This is a genomic window from Mycolicibacter virginiensis (genome assembly GCF_022374935.2).
Taxonomy (GTDB): Bacteria; Actinomycetota; Actinomycetes; order Mycobacteriales; family Mycobacteriaceae; genus Mycobacterium; species Mycobacterium virginiense.
Genome location: NZ_CP092430.2, coordinates 766,217 through 784,981, shown reverse-complemented (window position 1 = coordinate 784,981; position 18,765 = coordinate 766,217). Strand labels below are relative to the sequence as shown.

14 protein-coding genes are annotated in these 18,765 nt (G+C 66.1%); 4 read left to right on the top strand and 10 right to left on the bottom strand.

Annotated elements, in window-relative coordinates:
- Nucleotides 1-129: 129 nt before the first annotated feature.
- The 7 genes from MJO54_RS03850 to MJO54_RS03820 all read right to left on the bottom strand — a co-directional run bounded on the left by MJO54_RS03850 (nucleotide 130) and on the right by MJO54_RS03820 (nucleotide 14,127).
- Entirely contained in the window at nucleotides 130-888 is a 759-nt protein-coding gene (locus tag MJO54_RS03850; RefSeq protein WP_240175681.1) for a deoxyribonuclease IV, read from the bottom strand.
- 14 nt (nucleotides 889-902) lie between these two features.
- A complete protein-coding gene (locus MJO54_RS03845; protein WP_105294833.1) occupies nucleotides 903-2,384 on the bottom strand; it encodes a glutamate-cysteine ligase family protein in 1,482 nt (493 codons plus the stop codon).
- A 131-nt stretch (nucleotides 2,385-2,515) separates the two neighbouring features.
- On the bottom strand, nucleotides 2,516-3,331 hold the full coding sequence (locus tag MJO54_RS03840; protein ID WP_233428686.1) for a type IV toxin-antitoxin system AbiEi family antitoxin: 816 nt from the start codon (nucleotides 3,329-3,331) through the stop codon (nucleotides 2,516-2,518).
- Nucleotides 3,332-3,532: 201 nt separating this feature from the next.
- Nucleotides 3,533-7,483, bottom strand: a complete 3,951-nt coding sequence (locus MJO54_RS03835; RefSeq protein WP_046282647.1) for a DNA-directed RNA polymerase subunit beta' — start codon at nucleotides 7,481-7,483, stop codon at nucleotides 3,533-3,535.
- Nucleotides 7,484-7,521: 38 nt separating this feature from the next.
- A complete protein-coding gene (gene rpoB, locus MJO54_RS03830; RefSeq protein WP_064888174.1) occupies nucleotides 7,522-11,070 on the bottom strand; it encodes a DNA-directed RNA polymerase subunit beta in 3,549 nt (1,182 codons plus the stop codon).
- A 379-nt stretch (nucleotides 11,071-11,449) separates the two neighbouring features.
- A complete protein-coding gene (locus MJO54_RS03825; protein WP_046282649.1) occupies nucleotides 11,450-12,502 on the bottom strand; it encodes an ABC transporter ATP-binding protein in 1,053 nt (350 codons plus the stop codon).
- Nucleotides 12,503-12,597: 95 nt separating this feature from the next.
- Nucleotides 12,598-14,127, bottom strand: coding sequence for a carotenoid oxygenase family protein (locus MJO54_RS03820; RefSeq protein ID WP_240175680.1), 1,530 nt, complete (start codon nucleotides 14,125-14,127; stop codon nucleotides 12,598-12,600).
- A 69-nt stretch (nucleotides 14,128-14,196) separates the two neighbouring features.
- On the opposite strand from MJO54_RS03820, the gene MJO54_RS03815 reads away from it, so the two are divergent.
- Nucleotides 14,197-14,895 carry a TetR/AcrR family transcriptional regulator gene (locus tag MJO54_RS03815; RefSeq protein ID WP_046282670.1) on the top strand — a complete coding sequence of 233 codons (699 nt, stop codon included), beginning with the start codon at nucleotides 14,197-14,199 and terminating at the stop codon, nucleotides 14,893-14,895.
- Between the two features lie 62 nt (nucleotides 14,896-14,957).
- On the opposite strand, the gene rplL is transcribed toward MJO54_RS03815, so the two are convergent.
- The 3 genes from rplL to MJO54_RS03800 form a co-directional block, all read right to left on the bottom strand.
- The gene (gene rplL / locus MJO54_RS03810; RefSeq protein WP_046282651.1) at nucleotides 14,958-15,344 is read right to left on the bottom strand and encodes a 50S ribosomal protein L7/L12; all 387 of its coding nucleotides are present in this window, start codon (nucleotides 15,342-15,344) and stop codon (nucleotides 14,958-14,960) included.
- Between the two features lie 55 nt (nucleotides 15,345-15,399).
- Nucleotides 15,400-16,038, bottom strand: a complete 639-nt coding sequence (gene rplJ / locus MJO54_RS03805; protein WP_046282652.1) for a 50S ribosomal protein L10 — start codon at nucleotides 16,036-16,038, stop codon at nucleotides 15,400-15,402.
- Nucleotides 16,039-16,297: 259 nt separating this feature from the next.
- Nucleotides 16,298-16,738 carry an anthrone oxygenase family protein gene (locus tag MJO54_RS03800; protein ID WP_240175679.1) on the bottom strand — a complete coding sequence of 147 codons (441 nt, stop codon included), beginning with the start codon at nucleotides 16,736-16,738 and terminating at the stop codon, nucleotides 16,298-16,300.
- A 70-nt stretch (nucleotides 16,739-16,808) separates the two neighbouring features.
- On the opposite strand from MJO54_RS03800, the gene MJO54_RS03795 reads away from it, so the two are divergent.
- Genes MJO54_RS03795 through MJO54_RS03785 form a run of 3 tightly spaced genes read left to right on the top strand, consistent with a single transcriptional unit; the run spans nucleotide 16,809 to nucleotide 18,759 of the window.
- Nucleotides 16,809-17,132 carry a winged helix-turn-helix transcriptional regulator gene (locus tag MJO54_RS03795; RefSeq protein WP_046282653.1) on the top strand — a complete coding sequence of 108 codons (324 nt, stop codon included), beginning with the start codon at nucleotides 16,809-16,811 and terminating at the stop codon, nucleotides 17,130-17,132.
- 44 nt (nucleotides 17,133-17,176) lie between these two features.
- Nucleotides 17,177-18,265: an NAD(P)H-dependent amine dehydrogenase family protein gene (locus MJO54_RS03790; RefSeq protein ID WP_240175678.1), complete on the top strand. Its 1,089-nt coding sequence runs from the start codon at nucleotides 17,177-17,179 to the stop codon at nucleotides 18,263-18,265.
- The gene (locus MJO54_RS03785; protein WP_046282655.1) at nucleotides 18,262-18,759 is read left to right on the top strand and encodes a carboxymuconolactone decarboxylase family protein; all 498 of its coding nucleotides are present in this window, start codon (nucleotides 18,262-18,264) and stop codon (nucleotides 18,757-18,759) included. Before MJO54_RS03790 ends, MJO54_RS03785 begins: the two co-directional genes overlap by 4 nt.
- Nucleotides 18,760-18,765 lie beyond the last annotated feature (6 nt).

Below are 18,765 nucleotides of genomic sequence, written 5' to 3'. Positions count from 1 at the left end.
GTGCACAGCTGCCGCGGTCACGGCGCCTAGCAAAGTTGTAGCACACTACCGACCCAATGTCGCTCTTTGTGCGATAAATAAGTCAGATCGGATGTTTTTGGTTACCCTCGGCCCACCCAACGCTGCACGTCAGCTCAGCCGATCGCGCAGGAATGCGATGTCGGCCTTGCGGCCCTCCTCGGCGGTCTCGCAGATCACCGGAGCTCCCGCTGCCTTGACCACCGCGACCAACAGGTCCGGGTCGATCTGGCCGGCACCGAAGTTGGCGTGCCGGTCGCGTCCGGAGCCGGGCGCGTCCTTGGAGTCATTGCAATGCACCAGATCGATGCGTCCGGTGATCGCCTTGATGCGCTCCACGGCGTCGGGCAGCGATTCCCCGGCCGCCCAGGTGTGACAGGTGTCCAGGCAGAAACCGACGCCGGTGTCGCCGATGTGGTCCCACAGTTTGGCGATGGTGTCGAAGTGCCGGGCCATCGCATAGTCACCGCCGGCGGTGTTCTCCAGGTACACCGGGACGCCTGACTCCAAGCGGTCCAGCGCCTTGCGCCACCGCGCGAACCCGGCCTGCGGGTCGTCGTCATCGGCGGTCACGTGCCCGCCATGCACGATCACCGCGGCCGCGCCGATGTCGGCGGCGGCGTCGCAGGTCTGCTGCAAGATGGTGCGCGACGGGATGCGCACCCGGTTGTTCGGGGAGGCCACGTTGATCAGATACGGCGCGTGCACGTAAATCGGCAGCGCCGCCGCGCGAAGCTGCGCCGCATCCTCGCGCGGTTTGGGGGGCTTCCAGCTCTGCGGGTTACCGAGGAAGATCTGCACCACGTCGGCGCCGTCGGCTTCGGCGGCAGCCAGCGGATTCTGCGGGCGCACATGGGATCCGATCAACACGGCGGCCAGCCTAGTCAACCCAGTTCGGTCGGCCAGGTGTGGACCGGCTCGTTGGTGTGCATGTGCGTGCAGTACCGGCTCAGCATTTCCGCCAGCGCGGCCGGCCGGCTCAGGCCCTGCGCCTGCAGCGCGCGGACCGTCGACACCTGCCAGGTGGCGCCGTTGCGTCCCGTTGCCACCCGGTCGGCGATGATGCCGAGGAACCGGTCGATCACCTCGGTGGCCACGCCCCACTCCTCGAGCCCTTGACGGGCGAGCGGCAACAAGTCGCGCTGAGTCAGTTCCGCCACGCTCACCTCGCCCAGGTCCGGCCAGAACAGCCGGGCATCCATGCCGAGGCGCGCGGCCCGGCGAAAGTTGTCGTGCGCCACCGCAAAACTCATCTGAGTCCACAGCGGGCGCTGTTCGCGGGCCAGTCTGCGCAGCAAGCCGTAGTAGAACACCGCATTGGCCACCATGTCGGCCACCGTGGGACCCGATGGCAGGACCCGGTTCTCCACCCGTAAGTGGGGTCTTCCGCCGACGACGTCGTATACCGGGCGATTCCAGCGGTACACCGTGCCGTTGTGCAGACGCAGCTCGGCCAGTTGCGGGGTGCGTCCCTGCGCGAGCTCGTCCGCCGGGTCCTCCTCGGAGACCTCGGGCAGCAGCGACGGGAAGTAACGCACATTCTCCTCGAACAGGTCGAAGATCGAGGTGATCCACCGCTCGCCGAACCACACCCGGGGCCGTACCCCCTGGTTCTTCAGTTCGTCGGGCCGGGTGTCGGTGGACTGCGCGAACAACTCGACGCGGGTCTCGGCCCATAGCCGGTGGCCGAAGAAGTAGGGCGAGTTGGCCCCGATCGCCAGTTGCGGGCCGGCCAGTACCTGGGCGGCATTCCAATGGTTGGCGAAGTCGGCCGGCGAGACCTGCAGGTGCAATTGCATGCTGGTGCACGCCGATTCCGGTGCGATGTTCTCGGCATGCAGGTTCAGCGGCTCGGGGCCGTCGATGTCGATGTCGATGTCTTCGCCCCGCGCGGCGAAGATCGAATCGTTGAGTGCCGCGTACCGCGCCGAATCACTCATCCAGTCACCGGCCAGATGCTCGGGCATCAGGGTCGGCAAGATGCCGATCATCACGATGCCTGCGTCGTTTGCCCGGGCTTTGGCCTGCGCGTCGTTGAGGCTGGCACGCACCTCGGCTTCCAGATCCAGCGCCGCGCGCGCGGTGAACTGACGCGGCGGCACATTGAATTCGATGTTGTAGGAACCCAATTCGCGTTGAAACGCCGGATCGTCGATCGCGGACAACACGCCGGCGTTCGACATGGCCGGGTGATAGTCGTCGCCGATCAGGTTGCCCTCGATCTCCATACCGGTCAGCGGCGGCTCACACTCGAAGCTGGCCTGCGCCAGCATCGTCTCGAAAACATCCAGGCACTCCTGAATCTTGTGCCGGTATTGGCGGCGCTGGGCGCGGGAATAGGCGGTGCGGTTGACTTCGTCCCCCATCTCAACGATGCAACCCGCTCTGCTGGCGGGCCGCAACCCGGCGGGCCTGCCTCCCCCAACCCGCGAACAGACATGAAAGCCCCCAATTCCAGCGGCCAAAGGGGGCCTATATGTCTGCTCAGCCGAAGAAATCACCCGGCCAGACGCTGGTCCAACTGCATATTGATGCGCGCCACCAGCCCCATCGGATCGCCGCGAACATCGCCTACCGTCATGGGAACCGATAGCCAACCGCATTCCTGTAATCGCGCGATCTTCAAGCGGTCATGCAATAGGGCCTTCGGCCCCATATGCCAGTCGATACTGTCGTACTCGGCGGCTAATCGCGCCTCCGGCCAAGCGAAATCGACACGCCAGACGTCACCGCAGCGGTCGGCGATCTCGTACTGCAACTCGGCCTTGGGCAGGCCACCATCAATGAACACCAGCCGGGCCTCGCTTTCCATCGCGGACTCGGACCGTCGGTCGATGTATGCGGACAATTCCCGGACTTTGACGATGCCCCGACGGCCCTTCTGCTCCGCGAGCGCGTACGTCAACTCCGATGGCGTGCATGCCCCGATGCGCACCGCGGTGTCCAAGGTCGCAAGAGCGCGCGGCCGCCTTAACGTCCGCGCCACTTCGATCGCCGTCCACGCCGGAGCGGTGGCGAGCCGCCCCCCAATCCTCCGCAACGGGGCGCCCAGGCGCTGATGGACCATGATGTCGGCCGTGGGTCGTAGACGGATGCCCGGGTCGAGGACGTGCAACCGAGGATCGGCTTCGGTGTCAAAACCGTAAAGCGCCGCTGCGGTGCCCAGGCAAGCGACGATCCGCGTCCCGGTGGCTAGGTCCAATGCGGCGAGCTGACCGAACATGTCGGGTTGGGCAGCCGCGTAGACGCCGCGGCGCGCCCGCACCACCCGGCCCGCCCGCACGTGGCACTCAAGGGTTTTGCGGCTGACCACCTCGAGGAGCTGGCGGGTGGTGGCCAGACCGCCATGGGCTGCGAAGACGTCTCGTCAATTGCCATCCGCCGAGGTTGGCCCGATCGCGACCAACGGGAAAGTCACCCCTGTGGATAGCTGCCGCACCCCGCCGAGCAGACACAAAAGCCCCTCATTCCGGCACGGAATGGGGGCTTTTGTGTCTGCTCGCGCTACAAAAAGCTAGCGGTAGTCGCTGTACCCGTAGTCGTCCAGCGGAACCGCGGCACCGGTGGCGGCGCCGAAGTCCGGGCTGTAGTACTGATCCTCGTAGGACGGGATCGTGTACGCAGCGGCCCGGGCCTCTTCGGTGGGCTGCACGGCGATGTTGCGGTACCGGTTGATGCCGGTGCCGGCCGGGATCAGCTTGCCGATGATCACGTTCTCCTTCAGGCCCTGCAGCTTGTCGCTGCGGCAGTTGATCGCCGCATCGGTAAGCACGCGGGTGGTCTCCTGGAAGGAAGCCGCCGACAGCCACGAGTCGGTGGCCAGCGACGCCTTGGTGATACCCATCAGCACCGGACGTCCGGCCGCGGGCTCCAGGCCCTCGGCCACCACACGACGGTTCGCGGTCTCGAACTCGGCGCGCTCGGTCAGCGAACCGGGCAGGAACTCCGTGGCGCCCGAGTCGATGATGGTCACCCGGCGCAGCATCTGCCGGACGATCACCTCGATGTGCTTGTCGTGGATCGACACACCCTGGGCGCGGTAGACCTGCTGGACCTCGTTGACGAGGTGGATCTGCACCTCACGCGGGCCCTGCACACGCAGCACCTCGTGCGGGTCGGCCGAACCCTCCATGAGCTGCTGGCCGACCTCGACGTGGTCGCCGTCGGACAGCAACCGCTCCGAGCCGTCCTCGTGCTTGAACACACGCAGCCGCTGACGCTTGGGCAGCTTGTCGTAGACCACTTCCTCGCCACCGTCATCCGGCACGATCGTGATCTTGTAGAACTTCTCGCCCTCTTCGAGCTGCACCCGTCCAGCGACGTCGGCGATCGGCGCCTTGCCACGCGGAATCCGGGCCTCGAACAGCTCCTGCACACGCGGCAGACCACCGGTGATGTCGTCACCGACACCACCCTGGTGGAAGGTACGCATGGTCAGCTGGGTACCGGGCTCACCGATGGACTGGGCGGCAACGATGCCGACCGCCTCACCGATGTCGACCAGCTTGCCGGTGGCCATCGATCGGCCGTAGCAGGTGGCGCAAACCCCGGTTCCGGTGGCGCAGGTCAGCACCGAACGCACCTTGACGCTTGTGATGCCGGCAGCCAGCAGAGCCTCGATCGACGGGTCGCCGAGGTCGTGACCGCGCTCGATGACGACCTTGCCCTTCTCGTCGACCGCGTCAACGGCCAACGTGCGGGCGTAGGCAGACGTCTCGATGAACGCGTTGCGGATCAGCGATCCGTCGGCCTGGGCCTCGGCCAAGTCGACGATGATGCCGCGCTCGGTGCCGCAGTCGTGCTCGCGCACGATCACGTCCTGCGAAACGTCGACCAGACGACGCGTCAGGTAACCCGAGTCAGCGGTACGCAGCGCGGTGTCCGCCAATCCCTTTCGGGCGCCGTGGGTGTTGATGAAGTACTCCAACACCGTCAGGCCCTCACGGAAGGAGGACTTGATCGGGCGCGGGATGAACTCACCCTTCGGGTTGGTCACCAGACCCTTCATGCCGGCCAGCGTCCGGGTCTGGGTGAAGTTACCCGTAGCACCGGAGTCGACGATCGTGATGATCGGGTTGTCGGCCGGGTAGTGGTCACGCAGCGCCTGACCCACTTCCTCGGTGGCTTCCTTCCAGATCTCCACCAGCGCCTCATTGCGCTCTTCGCGGTTGAGCGCGCCACGCTGGAACTGCTTCTCCAGCTTGTCGGCACGCTCCTCGTAGGAGTCGAGGATCTCCTTCTTGCGCGGCGGCACCAGCACGTCGGCCATCGAGACCGTGACTCCCGAACGGGTGGCCCAGTGGAAGCCGGCGTCCTTGAGCTTGTCGACGGTCTGGGCGACCACGATCATCGGGTAGCGCTCGGCCAGGTCGTTGATGATGACGGCCTGAACCTTCTTGTGCATCTGCTTGTTCACGAACGGGTAGCCGGTCGGCAGCAGCTCGTTGAACAGCACCCGGCCCAGGGTGGTCTCGGCGATCCAGGACCCGCCCGGACGCCAGCCGTTCTCGCCGAACAGCTCGGTCTCCACCTCGGCCGGCGGCCGCAGCTGGTCCAGACGCACCTTGATCTTGGCCCGCACGGAAAGCGCACCGCGGTCGACGGCCATGATCGCCTCGGCCGGCGAGGAGTACACGCCGGTCTCCGGGCGGTCCTTGGCAGCCGGGGTGTATTCGCCTGTGTCACCCTCGATCTCGGTGGTCAGGTAGTACAGACCGGTAACCATGTCCAGTCGGGGCATGGCCAGCGGACGACCCGAGGCCGGCGACAGGATGTTGTTGCTCGACAGCATCAGGATGCGGGCCTCGGCCTGCGCCTCGGCGCTCAGCGGCAGGTGCACGGCCATCTGGTCACCGTCGAAGTCGGCGTTGAAGGCCTCACACACCAGCGGGTGCAGCTGAATGGCCTTGCCTTCCACCAGCTGCGGCTCGAAGGCCTGAATACCCAGGCGGTGCAGCGTGGGTGCACGGTTGAGCAGCACCGGGTGCTCGGCGATGACCTCTTCGAGGACGTCCCACACCTGGGGGCGCTGCCGCTCCACCATCCGCTTGGCGCTCTTGATGTTCTGCGCGTGGTTGAGGTCAACCAGTCGCTTCATCACGAACGGCTTGAACAGTTCCAGCGCCATCAGCTTGGGCAGGCCGCACTGGTGCAGCTTGAGCTGCGGACCGACCACGATCACCGAACGGCCCGAGTAGTCGACACGCTTACCGAGCAGGTTCTGACGGAACCGGCCCTGCTTGCCCTTGAGCAGGTCGCTCAACGACTTCAGCGGACGGTTGCCCGGTCCGGTGACCGGCCGGCCGCGACGGCCGTTGTCGAACAGCGCGTCGACGGACTCCTGCAGCATCCGCTTCTCGTTGTTGACGATGATCTCGGGGGCGCCGAGGTCGATCAGACGCTTCAACCGGTTGTTGCGGTTGATGACCCGGCGGTACAGGTCGTTGAGGTCGGAGGTCGCGAAGCGACCACCGTCGAGCTGCACCATCGGACGCAGCTCCGGCGGGATCACCGGCACCGCGTCGAGCACCATGCCCATCGGGGAGTTACCCGACTGCTGGAAGGCGGCGACCACCTTGAGGCGCTTGAGAGCACGAAGCTTCTTCTGCCCCTTGCCGTTCTTGATGATGTCGCGCAGCAGCTCGGCCTCGGCGTCGATGTCGAAGGTCTCGATGAGCTTCTGGATCGACTCGGCACCCATGGCACCGGTGAAGTACTCGCCGTAACGGTCCACCAGCTCGCGGTAGACGGTCTCGTCGACGATCAGCTGCTTGGGAGCCAGCTTGACGAAGGTGTCCCAGATGTTGTCGAGGCGGTCCAGCTCACGCTGGGCACGGTCGCGCAGCTGACGCATCTCACGCTCGCCGCCGTCGCGAACCTTGCGGCGCACATCGGCTTTCGCACCCTCGGCCTCCAGCTCGGCCAGGTCGGCCTCGAGCTTCTGGGCGCGGGCCTCCAGGTCGGCGTCCCGCTGGTCCTCGACGGCCTTCTTCTCGACGACCATCTCGGCTTCCAGCGTGGACAGCTCGTTGTGACGCATGTCGGTGTCGACGCTGGTGATCACGTAGGCCGCGAAGTAGATGATCTTTTCGAGGTCCTTGGGCGCCAGGTCCAGCAGGTAGCCCAAGCGCGACGGCACGCCCTTGAAGTACCAGATGTGGGTGACCGGAGCGGCCAGTTCGATGTGGCCCATCCGCTCACGGCGCACCTTGGCGCGAGTCACCTCGACGCCACAGCGCTCACAGATGATGCCCTTGAAGCGCACGCGCTTGTACTTGCCGCAGTAGCACTCCCAGTCGCGAGTCGGTCCGAAGATCTTCTCGCAGAACAGGCCGTCCTTCTCGGGCTTGAGCGTGCGGTAGTTGATCGTTTCCGGCTTCTTGACCTCACCGTAAGACCATTGCCGGATGTCCTCCGCGGTCGCCAGGCCGATGCGGAGCTCATCGAAGAAGTTGACGTCGAGCACGTAACTCCCTTTCCCCTTGCGGGTTTAGTAGCTGGTAATTAAGCGAGGTCTTCCACCGAAGCGGATTCGTTGCGGGACAGGTTGATTCCCAGGTTGGCGGCTGCCCGCTCCAGGTCCTCGTCCTCGCCTTCGCGCAATTCGATCGCCGCACCGTCCTTCGCCAGCACCTCAACGTTGAGGCACAGCGACTGCAGCTCTTTGAGCAGCACCTTGAAGGACTCCGGGATACCCGGCTCGGGGATGTTCTCGCCCTTGACGATCGCCTCGTAGACCTTGACACGGCCGACCGTGTCGTCGGACTTGATCGTCAGCAACTCCTGCAGCGTGTACGCCGCACCGTAGGCCTGCATGGCCCAGCACTCCATCTCACCGAACCGCTGGCCACCGAACTGCGCCTTACCGCCCAGCGGCTGCTGGGTGATCATCGAGTACGGGCCGGTGGAACGCGCGTGGATCTTGTCGTCCACCAGGTGGTGCAGCTTCATGATGTACATGTAGCCAACGGTCACCGGGTACGGGAACGGCTCACCGGAGCGACCGTCGAACAGCATCGCCTTGCCGTCACCGTTGACCATGACCTCGCCGTCGCGGTTGGCCAGCGTCGAGGACAGCAGGCCCTGTAGCTCGGCCTCCCGCGCACCGTCGAACACCGGAGTCGCGGTGCGCGTGTCGGGCCCAGCGGAGTACAGCTCCTCGGGGAGCTTGTCCGCCCAGTCCGGCACGCCGGCCGCCACATCGATGTTCCAACCGGTCTTGGCGATCCAGCCCAGGTGGGTTTCCAGGATCTGACCGATGTTCATACGACGCGGCACACCGTGGGTGTTCAGGATGATGTCGACCGGGGTGCCGTCCGGCAGGAACGGCATGTCCTCGGCCGGCAGGATCTTGCCGATGACGCCCTTGTTGCCGTGACGACCGGCCAGCTTGTCACCGTCGGAGATCTTGCGCTTCTGCGCGACGTAGACGCGCACCAGCTCGTTGACCCCGGCGGGCAGCTCGTCGTCGTCCTCGCGGGAGAACACCCGGATGCCGATGACCTTGCCGGACTCACCGTGCGGCACCTTCAGCGAGGTGTCGCGGACTTCGCGGGCCTTCTCGCCGAAGATCGCGCGCAGCAGCCGCTCCTCGGGCGTCAGCTCGGTCTCACCCTTGGGGGTGACCTTGCCGACCAGGATGTCGCCGTCGCGGACCTCGGCGCCGATGCGGACGATGCCGCGCTCGTCGAGGTCAGCCAGCACCTCGTCGGAGACGTTCGGGATGTCCCGGGTGATCTCCTCGGCGCCCAGCTTGGTGTCGCGGGCGTCGATCTCGTGCTCCTCGATGTGGATCGAGGTCAGCGTGTCCTCTTCGACCAGCCTGTTGGACAGGATGATCGCGTCCTCGTAGTTGTGCCCTTCCCACGGCATGATCGCCACGAGCAGGTTCTTGCCCAGGGCCATCTCGCCGTTGTCGGTACACGGTCCGTCGGCGATCACCTGGCCGGCCTCGACACGCTGGCCGGCGTCGACGATCGGACGCTGGTTGGCGCAGGTGCCGTGGTTGGACCGGTTGAACTTGCGCATCCGGTAGGTCTGCCGGGTGCCGTCATCGGCCATCACCGTGACGTAGTCGGCAGACACCTCTTCGATGACACCGGTCTTGTCGGCGACGATCACGTCGCCGGCGTCGATCGCGGCACGCAGCTCCATGCCGGTACCCACCAGCGGTGCCTCGCTGCGCACCAGCGGAACCGCCTGACGCTGCATGTTGGCACCCATCAGGGCACGGTTGGCGTCGTCGTGCTCAAGGAACGGAATCATGGCCGTGGCCACCGACACCATCTGGCGCGGCGAGACGTCCATGTAGTCGACCTCGGACGACGACACGTACTCGACTTCGCCACCCTTACGACGGACCAGAACGCGGTCCTCGGTGAAGCGGCCGTCGTCCTCCAGCGGCGAGTTGGCCTGCGCCACAACGTGGCGGTCCTCCTCGTCGGCGGTCAGGTACTCGATGTCGTCGCTGACCACACCGTCGTTGACCTTGCGGTACGGGGTCTCGATGAAGCCGAACGGGTTGACCCGTGCGTACACCGACAGCGATCCGATCAGACCGATGTTGGGGCCTTCCGGGGTCTCGATCGGACACATCCGGCCGTAGTGGGACGGGTGCACGTCACGAACTTCCAGGCCGGCCCGCTCACGCGACAGACCACCCGGCCCCAGCGCCGACAGACGGCGCTTGTGGGTCAGACCCGACAACGGGTTGTTCTGGTCCATGAACTGGGAGAGCTGGCTGGTGCCGAAGAACTCCTTGATCGCGGCGACCACGGGGCGGATGTTGATCAGGGTCTGCGGCGTGATGGCCTCGACGTCCTGAGTGGTCATCCGTTCCCGAACGACACGTTCCATGCGCGACAATCCGACCCGGATCTGGTTCTGGATCAGCTCACCCACGGTGCGCAGCCGCCGGTTGCCGAAGTGGTCGATGTCGTCGACCTCGACGGGAACCTCGACGCCGCCGGGCACCGTCATGGTGGCCGATACGCCATCCTGAGCGGCCTGGTGCAGACGCACCAGGTACTCGATGGTGGCCACGATGTCCTCTTCGGTCAGCGTGGTCGGCTGCGACTCGCCCGGGTTGGCGGTCAGGCCCAGCTTCTTGTTGATCTTGTAGCGGCCCACCCGCGCCAGGTCGTAGCGCTTCTCCTTGAAGAACAGGTTCTCCAGCAGAGTCTGCGCGGATTCCTTGGTGGGGGGCTCGCCCGGGCGCAGCTTGCGGTAGATGTCCAGCAGCGCCTCGTCGGGGCTGGCGGCGTTGTCCTTCTCCAGCGTCGACATCATGATCTCGGAGAAGCCGAAGCGTTCCCGGATCTGCTCGGAGGTCCAACCCAGCGCCTTGAGCAGGATGGTGACCGGCTGGCGGCGCTTGCGGTCGATACGAACGCCGACCAGGTCGCGCTTGTCGACGTCGAACTCCAGCCAGGCGCCACGGCCCGGGATCACCTTCACCGAGTGCAGCGTCTTCTCGGTGGACTTGTCGATGTTGGCGTCGAAGTACACACCGGGCGACCGCACCAGCTGGGAGACCACCACCCGCTCGGTGCCGTTGATGATGAAGGTGCCCTTCTCGGTCATCATCGGGAAGTCACCCATGAACACCGTCTGGCTCTTGATCTCGCCGGTGTTGTTGTTGATGAATTCCGCGGTGACGAACAGCGGGGCCGCGTAGGTCATGTCCTTGTCGCGGCACTCCTCGACCGGGGCCTTGACCTCGTCGAACCGCGGGTCGGAGAACGACAGCGACATCGAGCCGGAGAAGTCCTCAATCGGAGACAGCTCTTCGAGAACCTCTTCGAGGCCACCCTTGGGCGCAGAACCGGTCTGCGCGGTCATCTTCTCGCGCCACTCCGACGCCCCGATCAGCCACTGGAACGAGTCGGTCTGCACATCGAGCAGACCCGGAACCTCGAGGGGTTCACGCAGCTTGGCGAAGGAGACCCGGTTCGGGGCTCCGGGCACAGAACTATTGGGAGAATTCTGGGTGGTAGTACCTGAAGCGTTCTTTTTGCTCTGGCGGGAGACTGCCAAGATGCATCCTTCCAGCACCTAATGCGGCCAGCGGATTCCGGCTCTCACCGGGCCCCGTTCGCTGCGAATATTCGACCGTTGGTTCGGCTGGCGAACGTTCTGTCCGGTCTCACGCACAGCCAAACCACGAGGTGACAAGCCAAAACGAGCCAATAAACGTGACTCAGGCTGGTACTGCGGTGTTCGGGTGCGGGTAAGGGATGGGCAGGAGGAAGCCAGCGCAACGTCCAACAATAGCGCAGGCTGACGCAATCCTCAACTGCGATATCCCGGGGCCCTATCGGTGCTGGCTGATCTCCGCCGGGCTCTCCGCACGTGTGCTGGTGACCAGATTGGACCGTTTAGGTCCGTCCGTCAAGAGCTGACACGGCGCAGGACCGGCAGGGACGGGAAAGTCTCAGCCAGGCGGGGTCGGGATCGACGCGGTGGGAGCCTCTTCGTCTGCCGGGAACTCGTGGACGGCGTACTTGTGGGTGCCCTCGAGCTCGTCTCGGATGGCGGCCTGGGCGTTGGGCGGCAGGGTGTGCAGGATCTCGCGCACCCGGGCCTTGCGCCGTGCCACGCCCTTGCGCTCCGGCAGGCCGGGGGTCGCGCTGAGCTGGGGCGGCACGCCCTCGATCTCTTCGACGCCGCCGTCGCTCTGGCCGGCGGCCAGCATGGCCTCCTCGGCCGCCGCGGTCGCCTGGTCCTTCTCCTCGGACATACCGATCGGGCCGATACGCCGACCGTTGAGGAACTGGCGCACCACCGGCTCGTCGGAGGTCAGCAACACCTCACGCGGCCCGAACATCACCAGCTCCTTGCGGAACAGCATGCCCATGTTGTCCGGCACGGTGCGCGCGATGTTGATGTTGTGCGTAACGATGAGGATGGTGGCGTCGATCTGGGCGTTGATGTCGATCAACAGCTGGCTCAGGTACGCCGTACGGACCGGGTCCAGACCGGAGTCCGGCTCGTCACAGAGGATGATCTGCGGGTCGAGCACCAGGGCCCGGGCCAGGCCGGCACGCTTGCGCATACCGCCGGAGATCTCACCCGGGAACTTGTAGCCGTCGTTGGGCATACCGACCATCTCGAGCTTCTCCATGACGATGTCACGGATTTCCTTCTCGGACTTCTTGGTGTGCTCACGCAGCGGGAAGGCGGTGTTGTCGTAGATGTTCATCGAGCCGAACAGCGCGCCGTCCTGGAACAACACGCCGAACAGCGTGCGGATCTCGTAGAGCTCCTTGGCTGAACACTGCAGGATGTCGGTGCCGTCGATGACGATCGAACCGCGCTCGGGGCGCAAGAGGCCGATCAGCGACTTCAAGAACACGGACTTGCCGGTACCGGAGGGCCCGAGCAGAACGCTGACCTCTCCCTCGGGAATCGTCATGGAGACGTCTTCCCAGATCCGGGCCGATCCGAAGGACTTGGTAAGCCCCTGTACCTCGATGGCGACACCCATTAGTGAGGTCCTTCCGCAACGTCTGTTCGTGCCACGACTGGCTTGTGGCTTGGGCCACTGTAGCGCACAGGTGCGACCCTTATCGGCGGTCCGCCTCAGTCGGTGGGTGTCCAATTGCCATGGAAGCCCATCGGAACCCGTTGCGGCAGGCGCACCGTGGCCACCGACTCACAGGTCGCGGCGTCGAGGATCACCAGTTGCCCCTCCTCATCACCTCTGTGGTGACCCATTCCCATCAGGATGCCATCGTCCTCGTCGCGACCGCCAGGCCTCGGCACGAACGACATCTCGCCGAGCACCAGCTGTGGGTCGATCGGGGCGGTGATACTCGAGCCGGTCAGGTAGTCGTGCTTGTAGAGCGTGGTCGACATCTCCGCCTGGACATCCCCGATGAAGCCACCGTTGATCCCGACGGTGTACCCGAAGCGGTGCTTGGTCCCCAGCAGCGAGTCGTTGATCCGGGGGAATTCCTGCGGCCGATCGTCGCGCGACTCGGTGCGCACCGCGCCGGTGTCGAGGTTGATCGTCCAGCGGTCCAGGGTGGGCGGGGCGTCGCCGGGGCCGCGCCGGTCGACGTCGAAGACCTTCGCGTAGCGCACCACGTCGAGCACCAGCAGTTCCTGCCCGGTCGGCGAGACCTCCGTGTAAGCGTTGAGCGGGTGGAAGACATAGCAGGGTTCGACGTCGAACCACCGCACCTGCGCTTCCCCCGCCCGGACCCATCCCTGGGCTTCGCCTTCACGCGGCATCACCCCGATGCGCGCCGGATAGTCGGCATTCCACGAATACGGCAGCCCGCCTGGCGGCCGGGTGTCGCGATTGACCACCGCGGTGATCGGACTGGGCATCCGAACCCTGCCGACCAGGCTGCTCAGCACCATCCGCGCGGGCGCCTTGAGCCAGCGCGGCATGCTCACCGGCAGCACCTGCGCCGAGTCGAAGGTGACCGGCAGGTCGTAGACCACGACGTACTTCTCGGTCAGCGAGAAGTCGTGCATCATCGGCGACCCGGTTACCTCGATATCGACGGTGCGCCGCGCCCGCCCGCCTGCGTCGATCACCGAGTACTGCACGGTCTTGCCCCGCGCAAACGAATAGGACACGGCGTGCAACTCACCGGTGGCGGGGTCACGGTGCGGGTGCGCCGTGTAGCCACCGGCCAGGGTGCCGTCGAAGTCGCAGGTGCCCACCGTGTCGAGTTCCTCGGTGAGCTCATAGTTGGCGACGCCGCCTTCCACCAGCGCCAGCGTCTTGCCGGCATGGCCGAGCACGTTGGTGTTGGGGCCGACGGACTGCATCCCGGCCCGCACGTTCAGCCGGGCCGGGCGCGGTTCGCCCAGCGCGGCACAGACCGCCGGCGTTCGCACCCAGCGGTTGCGGTACCAGCGGGCCTGGCCGTCGCGGAGCGCCACACCGTGCACCATGGGGTCGCCGGTGAACCAGTGATAGGTGGCCGGATCGACTTCGGCCACCGGGTTGGGACCGTTGCGCAGGTAGCGGCCGTCGAGATAGTCCGGGATCTCCCCGGTGACGCGGAGGTCGGTGGCAGTCAGCTCGGTCTGCACCGGCCCCATGACGCCCTCTAAATAGGGATTCGCGACGGAGGCTGCCTGGCTGGTGGTCATACCGACTCCTATAACATTGTTATTTCAACGTTATGGGTACCGTACGCGGACTGTGAAACGATGGCAACCGTGACTTCGCAGCCCGAGCGGACCGTACGCGAGGATCTGCTGGCCGCGGCCCTCGGGTTGCTCGACGAACACGGACCAGACGCGTTGCAGACCCGCAGAGTAGCCAGCGCCGCTGGGACTTCAACGATGGCGGTCTACACCCACTTCGGCGGGATGCCGCAACTGATCGCCGCGATCGCTGAGGAGGGTCTCCGCCAGTTCGATGTGGCGCTGACGATCCCCGCCACCGACGATCCGGTCGCCGACCTACTGGCCACCGGAATCGTCTACCGCAATTTCGCGATCGGACGGCCGCATCTCTACCGGCTGATGTTCGGCAGCACCAGCGCGCACGGCATCAATGCGCCGGCTCACAACATGCTCACGCTCGGTACCGCCCAGATCGACGTCGAGGTGCCCAGCTTCGCGCACCTGGTTCGGGGCGTCCACCGGTCGATACAGGCGGGTCGGCTCACAGTGGCGCAAAGCGATACCGCCGTGGTGGCGGCCGCCGCGCAGTTCTGGACGGTGATGCACGGCTTCATGATGCTGGAGCTGGCCGGCTTCTTCGGCGACGTGAACGACGGGCTGGTCGCGGCGATACAGGTGTTGAGCCCGATGACGCTCAGTCTGCTGGTTGCCCTGGGCGACACCCCGGAGCGGGCGGCACAGTCGCTGGCCGCGGCGGGCGCCCGGGCCGAGCTGAACAACCCGCAATAGCCCGCAGATAGCAGAAACCCCCGGAACCTCGCGGGTTCCGGGGGCTTCTGTTGTAGAACGAACTACTTGACGGTGACGGTGGCGCCAGCCGCCTCGAGCTTGGCCTTGGCGTCCTCGGCAGCCTCCTTGGCGACCTTCTCCAGCAGCGGCTTGGGAGCGCTGTCGACCAGGTCCTTGGCTTCCTTCAGACCCAGGCCGGACACGACCTCGCGGACGACCTTGATGACGCCGATCTTCTTCTCGCCAGCCGACTCCAGGATGACGTCGAACTCGCTCTGCTCCTCGCCGGCCTCAGCGGCGGCGGGGGCGGCACCAACGGCGGCAACGGCGACCGGGGCCGCGGCGGTGACGTCGAAGGTCTCCTCGAACTGCTTCACGAACTCCGACAGCTCCAGCAGGGTCATCTCTTTGAAGACGTCGAGCAGCTCTTCGGTGGAAATTTTGGCCATGATTTCGGTCCTTTCTGATTCCGGTTAGGGAAGTTGGGTTTGGGGTTGTGCCTAGTTATTCGGCGGCGTCGGCCGGAGCCTCGGCGGTCTCCGCCGGAGCCTCGGTCTCGGCCGGGGCCTCGGCCTCCGCGGGAGCTTCGGCCGGAGCCTCGGCAGCAGGTGCTGCAGGGGCGGCTTCCGAGGCAGGCTTCTTCTCCTGCAGTGCGGCTGCCAGGCGGGCCATCTGCGACGCCGGGGCGGCGAACAGACCGGCGGCCTTGGACAGGTTGGCCTTCATGGCGCCAGCCATCTTGGCCAGCAGCACCTCGCGCGACTCCAGGTCGGCGATGCGCTCCACCTCGGCGACGGTCAGCGCGCGACCGTCCATGTAGCCGCCCTTGATGACCAGCGCCTTGTGGTCCTTGGCGAACTTCTTGATCGCCTTGGCGGCGTCGACCGGCTCGCCCTGAACGAACGCGATGGCCGTCGGGCCCGCGAACAGCTCGTCGAGTCCTTCGACTCCGGCCTCGGCCGCGGCCAGTTTGACCAGGGTGTTCTTCGCCACCGCGTAGGTTGCCGCACCGCTGAGCGAACGCCGCAGCTCCGCCAGGTTCGCAACCGTCAGACCGCGGTACTCGGTGATCACGGTGGCGGTCGAGCCGTTGAACTGCTCGACGATCTCCGCGACGGCGGCGGTCTTGTCAGCCCGCGCCATGCATACCTCCTCGGTGTCGCTGTTGTTGTCTCAAGTTTTGCTCCACCCGGGAAATAACGAACGCCCCGACGCAGGATGCGGTCGGGGCGTCACACTGTGTGCCGGCGGTGCCGGTGCCTCGTCCTCCTGCGTGGGCCGCCGGGATGCTCCCGGACCTTCAACCGATTGCTCGGTGACCGACGGTCTTTGGTGGATCGCCACACACCATAGCGTGACGAGGGCCGATCAGCCAAAACGGCGCTCACCGGCCCGGCGGCCGCTAGGCATTCACGACGCCGATCGCGAGCAACACGAAGACCACCACCAGCATCGCCACGCGCAACCAGTGCAGCCGATCCCAGCGCGCGGCCAGCGTCCGGGACCCCTCGTCGACGGTGCGCCACGCCGCGATCTTGTTGTTGATCGGGACCAGCACCAGTACCGACAGCAGCACGACGGCCACCATCAGGCCTGCGCCGACACCGACGATCCAGCGCTGCGAGCCCGCGACCACGGCGACACCCACCAGCAGCGCGAATGAGGTCAGGTACCAGAACGGCATCACCTTCCCCAGCAACCCGGCGCCGTCACCGCGGGCAGCCCAGAAGGCCTCGTCGGGCAGGCGCCCGAGGATCGGACGAAGAAACGCCGCCACCGCGAACTCCGAACCCACCAGGCTCCCGACCGCCATCAGCGCAATTATCTCCAGAATCTGCTTCACACAATCGACTGTGATAGCTATGCTGACAAAAAACAAGGTACTGACAAATTAGTCAGCATAAGGAGCGCTGGTGGCGGCATCGAAGACAATCGTCAGTGACTGCCCGATCGACGCCGCGTTGTCGGTCATCAACGGCCGTTGGAAGGGCACCATCCTGTGGCGACTGGCCGACGGACCCCTGCGCACCGCGGAGCTACGTCGCAGCATCCCGGGCATCACCGAACGAATGCTCATCCGCCATCTGCACGAGCTCGTCGCCGACGGGATCATCGAGCGCCACGACGCCGGCACCGTGCCGCCCTGCGTGCACTATTCGATCTCCGAATACGGAAAGACGTTGGCCCCGGTACTGGGCCAGCTGTGCGAGTGGGGTCGCGTCCACCTTTCGCGCTGACTCCGCGCTCCAGTGACCAACCAATCGCTTGCTAGGCTCCTGTGATGAGCGACACTATCCCCACCCTCATCTGGGGCACCGGGAACGTCGGACGGCTGGCCATCCGCGCCGTCGACGCCCACCCCGCACTCGAACTCGCCCACGTCATCGTTCACGACCCGGCCAAGGTGGGCCGCGACGCGGGCGATCTCGGTGGACTCGACCGCACGCTCGGCGTCGCCGCCACCGATGACGTCGAAGCCGCGCTCGCCGCAGGCCCGCGCGCCGTCGTCTACGCCGCCTCCGGCGACATCCGCCCCGACGACGCCCTCGCCGACATCTGCCGCGCGATCCGCGCCGGTGCTGCGGTCGTCACACCATCCCTCTATGCGCTGTACGACCACCGGAGCGCCCCGCCCGAAGTGCGCGAACCCGTCGAGAAGGCCATCGCCGACGGCGGCGGCTCGCTGTTCGTGTCCGGCATCGATCCCGGCTGGGGCAACGACATCCTGCCGCTGCTCGTCAGCGGGCTCGCCGCCCGTGTCGACGGGATCCGCTGCCAGGAGATCTTCGACTACACGACCTACGACCAGCCGGACTCCGTCCGCCACCTCGTCGGCATGGGGCACCCGCTCGACTACGAGCCGCCGATGCTGATGGCGACCGTCCCGTCGATGGTGTGGGGCGGGCAGATCCGGCTGATGGCCCGCGCGCTGGGCGTCGAACTGGACGACGTACGTGAGCATGTCGAACGCCGCGCCCTGGACACCACCGTCACGACCGCCGCGATGGGCGACTTCGAGGCGGGCACCCAGGGCGCGGTGCGGTTCGAGGTCCAGGGCATTGTCGACGGCGAGGCCCGCATCGTTATCGAACACGTCACCCGTATTCATCCGGCCTGCGCGCCCGACTGGCCGCAGCCGCCGGACGGCGACGACGGCGCCCATCGCGTCATCATCGAAGGCAGCCCCCGGGTGGAGGTGACCGTCGAGGCCACCGAGAACGGCAACCGCTCCGAGGGCGGCAACGCCACCGCGGTCGGCCGCATCGTCGGCGCCATCGACTGGCTGGTCGCCGCCGAACCCGGACTGTACGACGCCCTCGACGTCCCGCTGCGCTGGATCCCCGGCCGAACCTTCGGAGGCACGAAGTGAACATCGACATCCCCGAGGGCCAAGACGCCATCGAATACGTCTGGGGTTCCCTTGTCCCCGGGATCGGCCCCGCGGCGGCGAACTTCTCCCTGGCTGTCTACGCCCACTCGACGCTGGGCCTGCGCGAGTTCGAGGCCGCCCGACTGCGCATAGCCCAGTTGAACGGCTGCCTGTTCTGCCAGGACTGGCGAACGGAACGCGACGGCGCCAAGGTGGAAGAAGAGTTCGCCGAGGCAGTAGAACAGTGGCGCACGACAGACCGCCTGGACGACAGGGCACGCCTGGCCGCGGAGTACGCGGAACGCTACGTCCTCGACCATCACGGCTTGGACGACGAGTTCTGGACCCGCTTCCAGGCCCACTACGACCAGCGTGAGGCCGTGGAACTGACGATGTCGCTGGGAGCCTGGCTGGCCTTCGGCCGGTTGAACAGGGTCTTCGGTCTGGACGCGATCTGCGCCCTCCCCAGCCACGCGACCACGCAGACCTCTTAAGCCGAG

Coding starts and splice junctions, on each gene's coding strand:
- MJO54_RS03825 (WP_046282649.1), bottom strand. CDS start 12,502: ATGGGTGTCGCCATCGAGGTACAGGGGCTTACCAAGTCCTTCGGATCG.
- rplL (WP_046282651.1), bottom strand. CDS start 15,344: ATGGCCAAAATTTCCACCGAAGAGCTGCTCGACGTCTTCAAAGAGATG.
- MJO54_RS03845 (WP_105294833.1), bottom strand. CDS start 2,384: ATGGGGGACGAAGTCAACCGCACCGCCTATTCCCGCGCCCAGCGCCGC.
- MJO54_RS03820 (WP_240175680.1), bottom strand. CDS start 14,127: ATGACCACCAGCCAGGCAGCCTCCGTCGCGAATCCCTATTTAGAGGGC.
- MJO54_RS03790 (WP_240175678.1), top strand. CDS start 17,177: ATGAGCGACACTATCCCCACCCTCATCTGGGGCACCGGGAACGTCGGA.
- rplJ (WP_046282652.1), bottom strand. CDS start 16,038: ATGGCGCGGGCTGACAAGACCGCCGCCGTCGCGGAGATCGTCGAGCAG.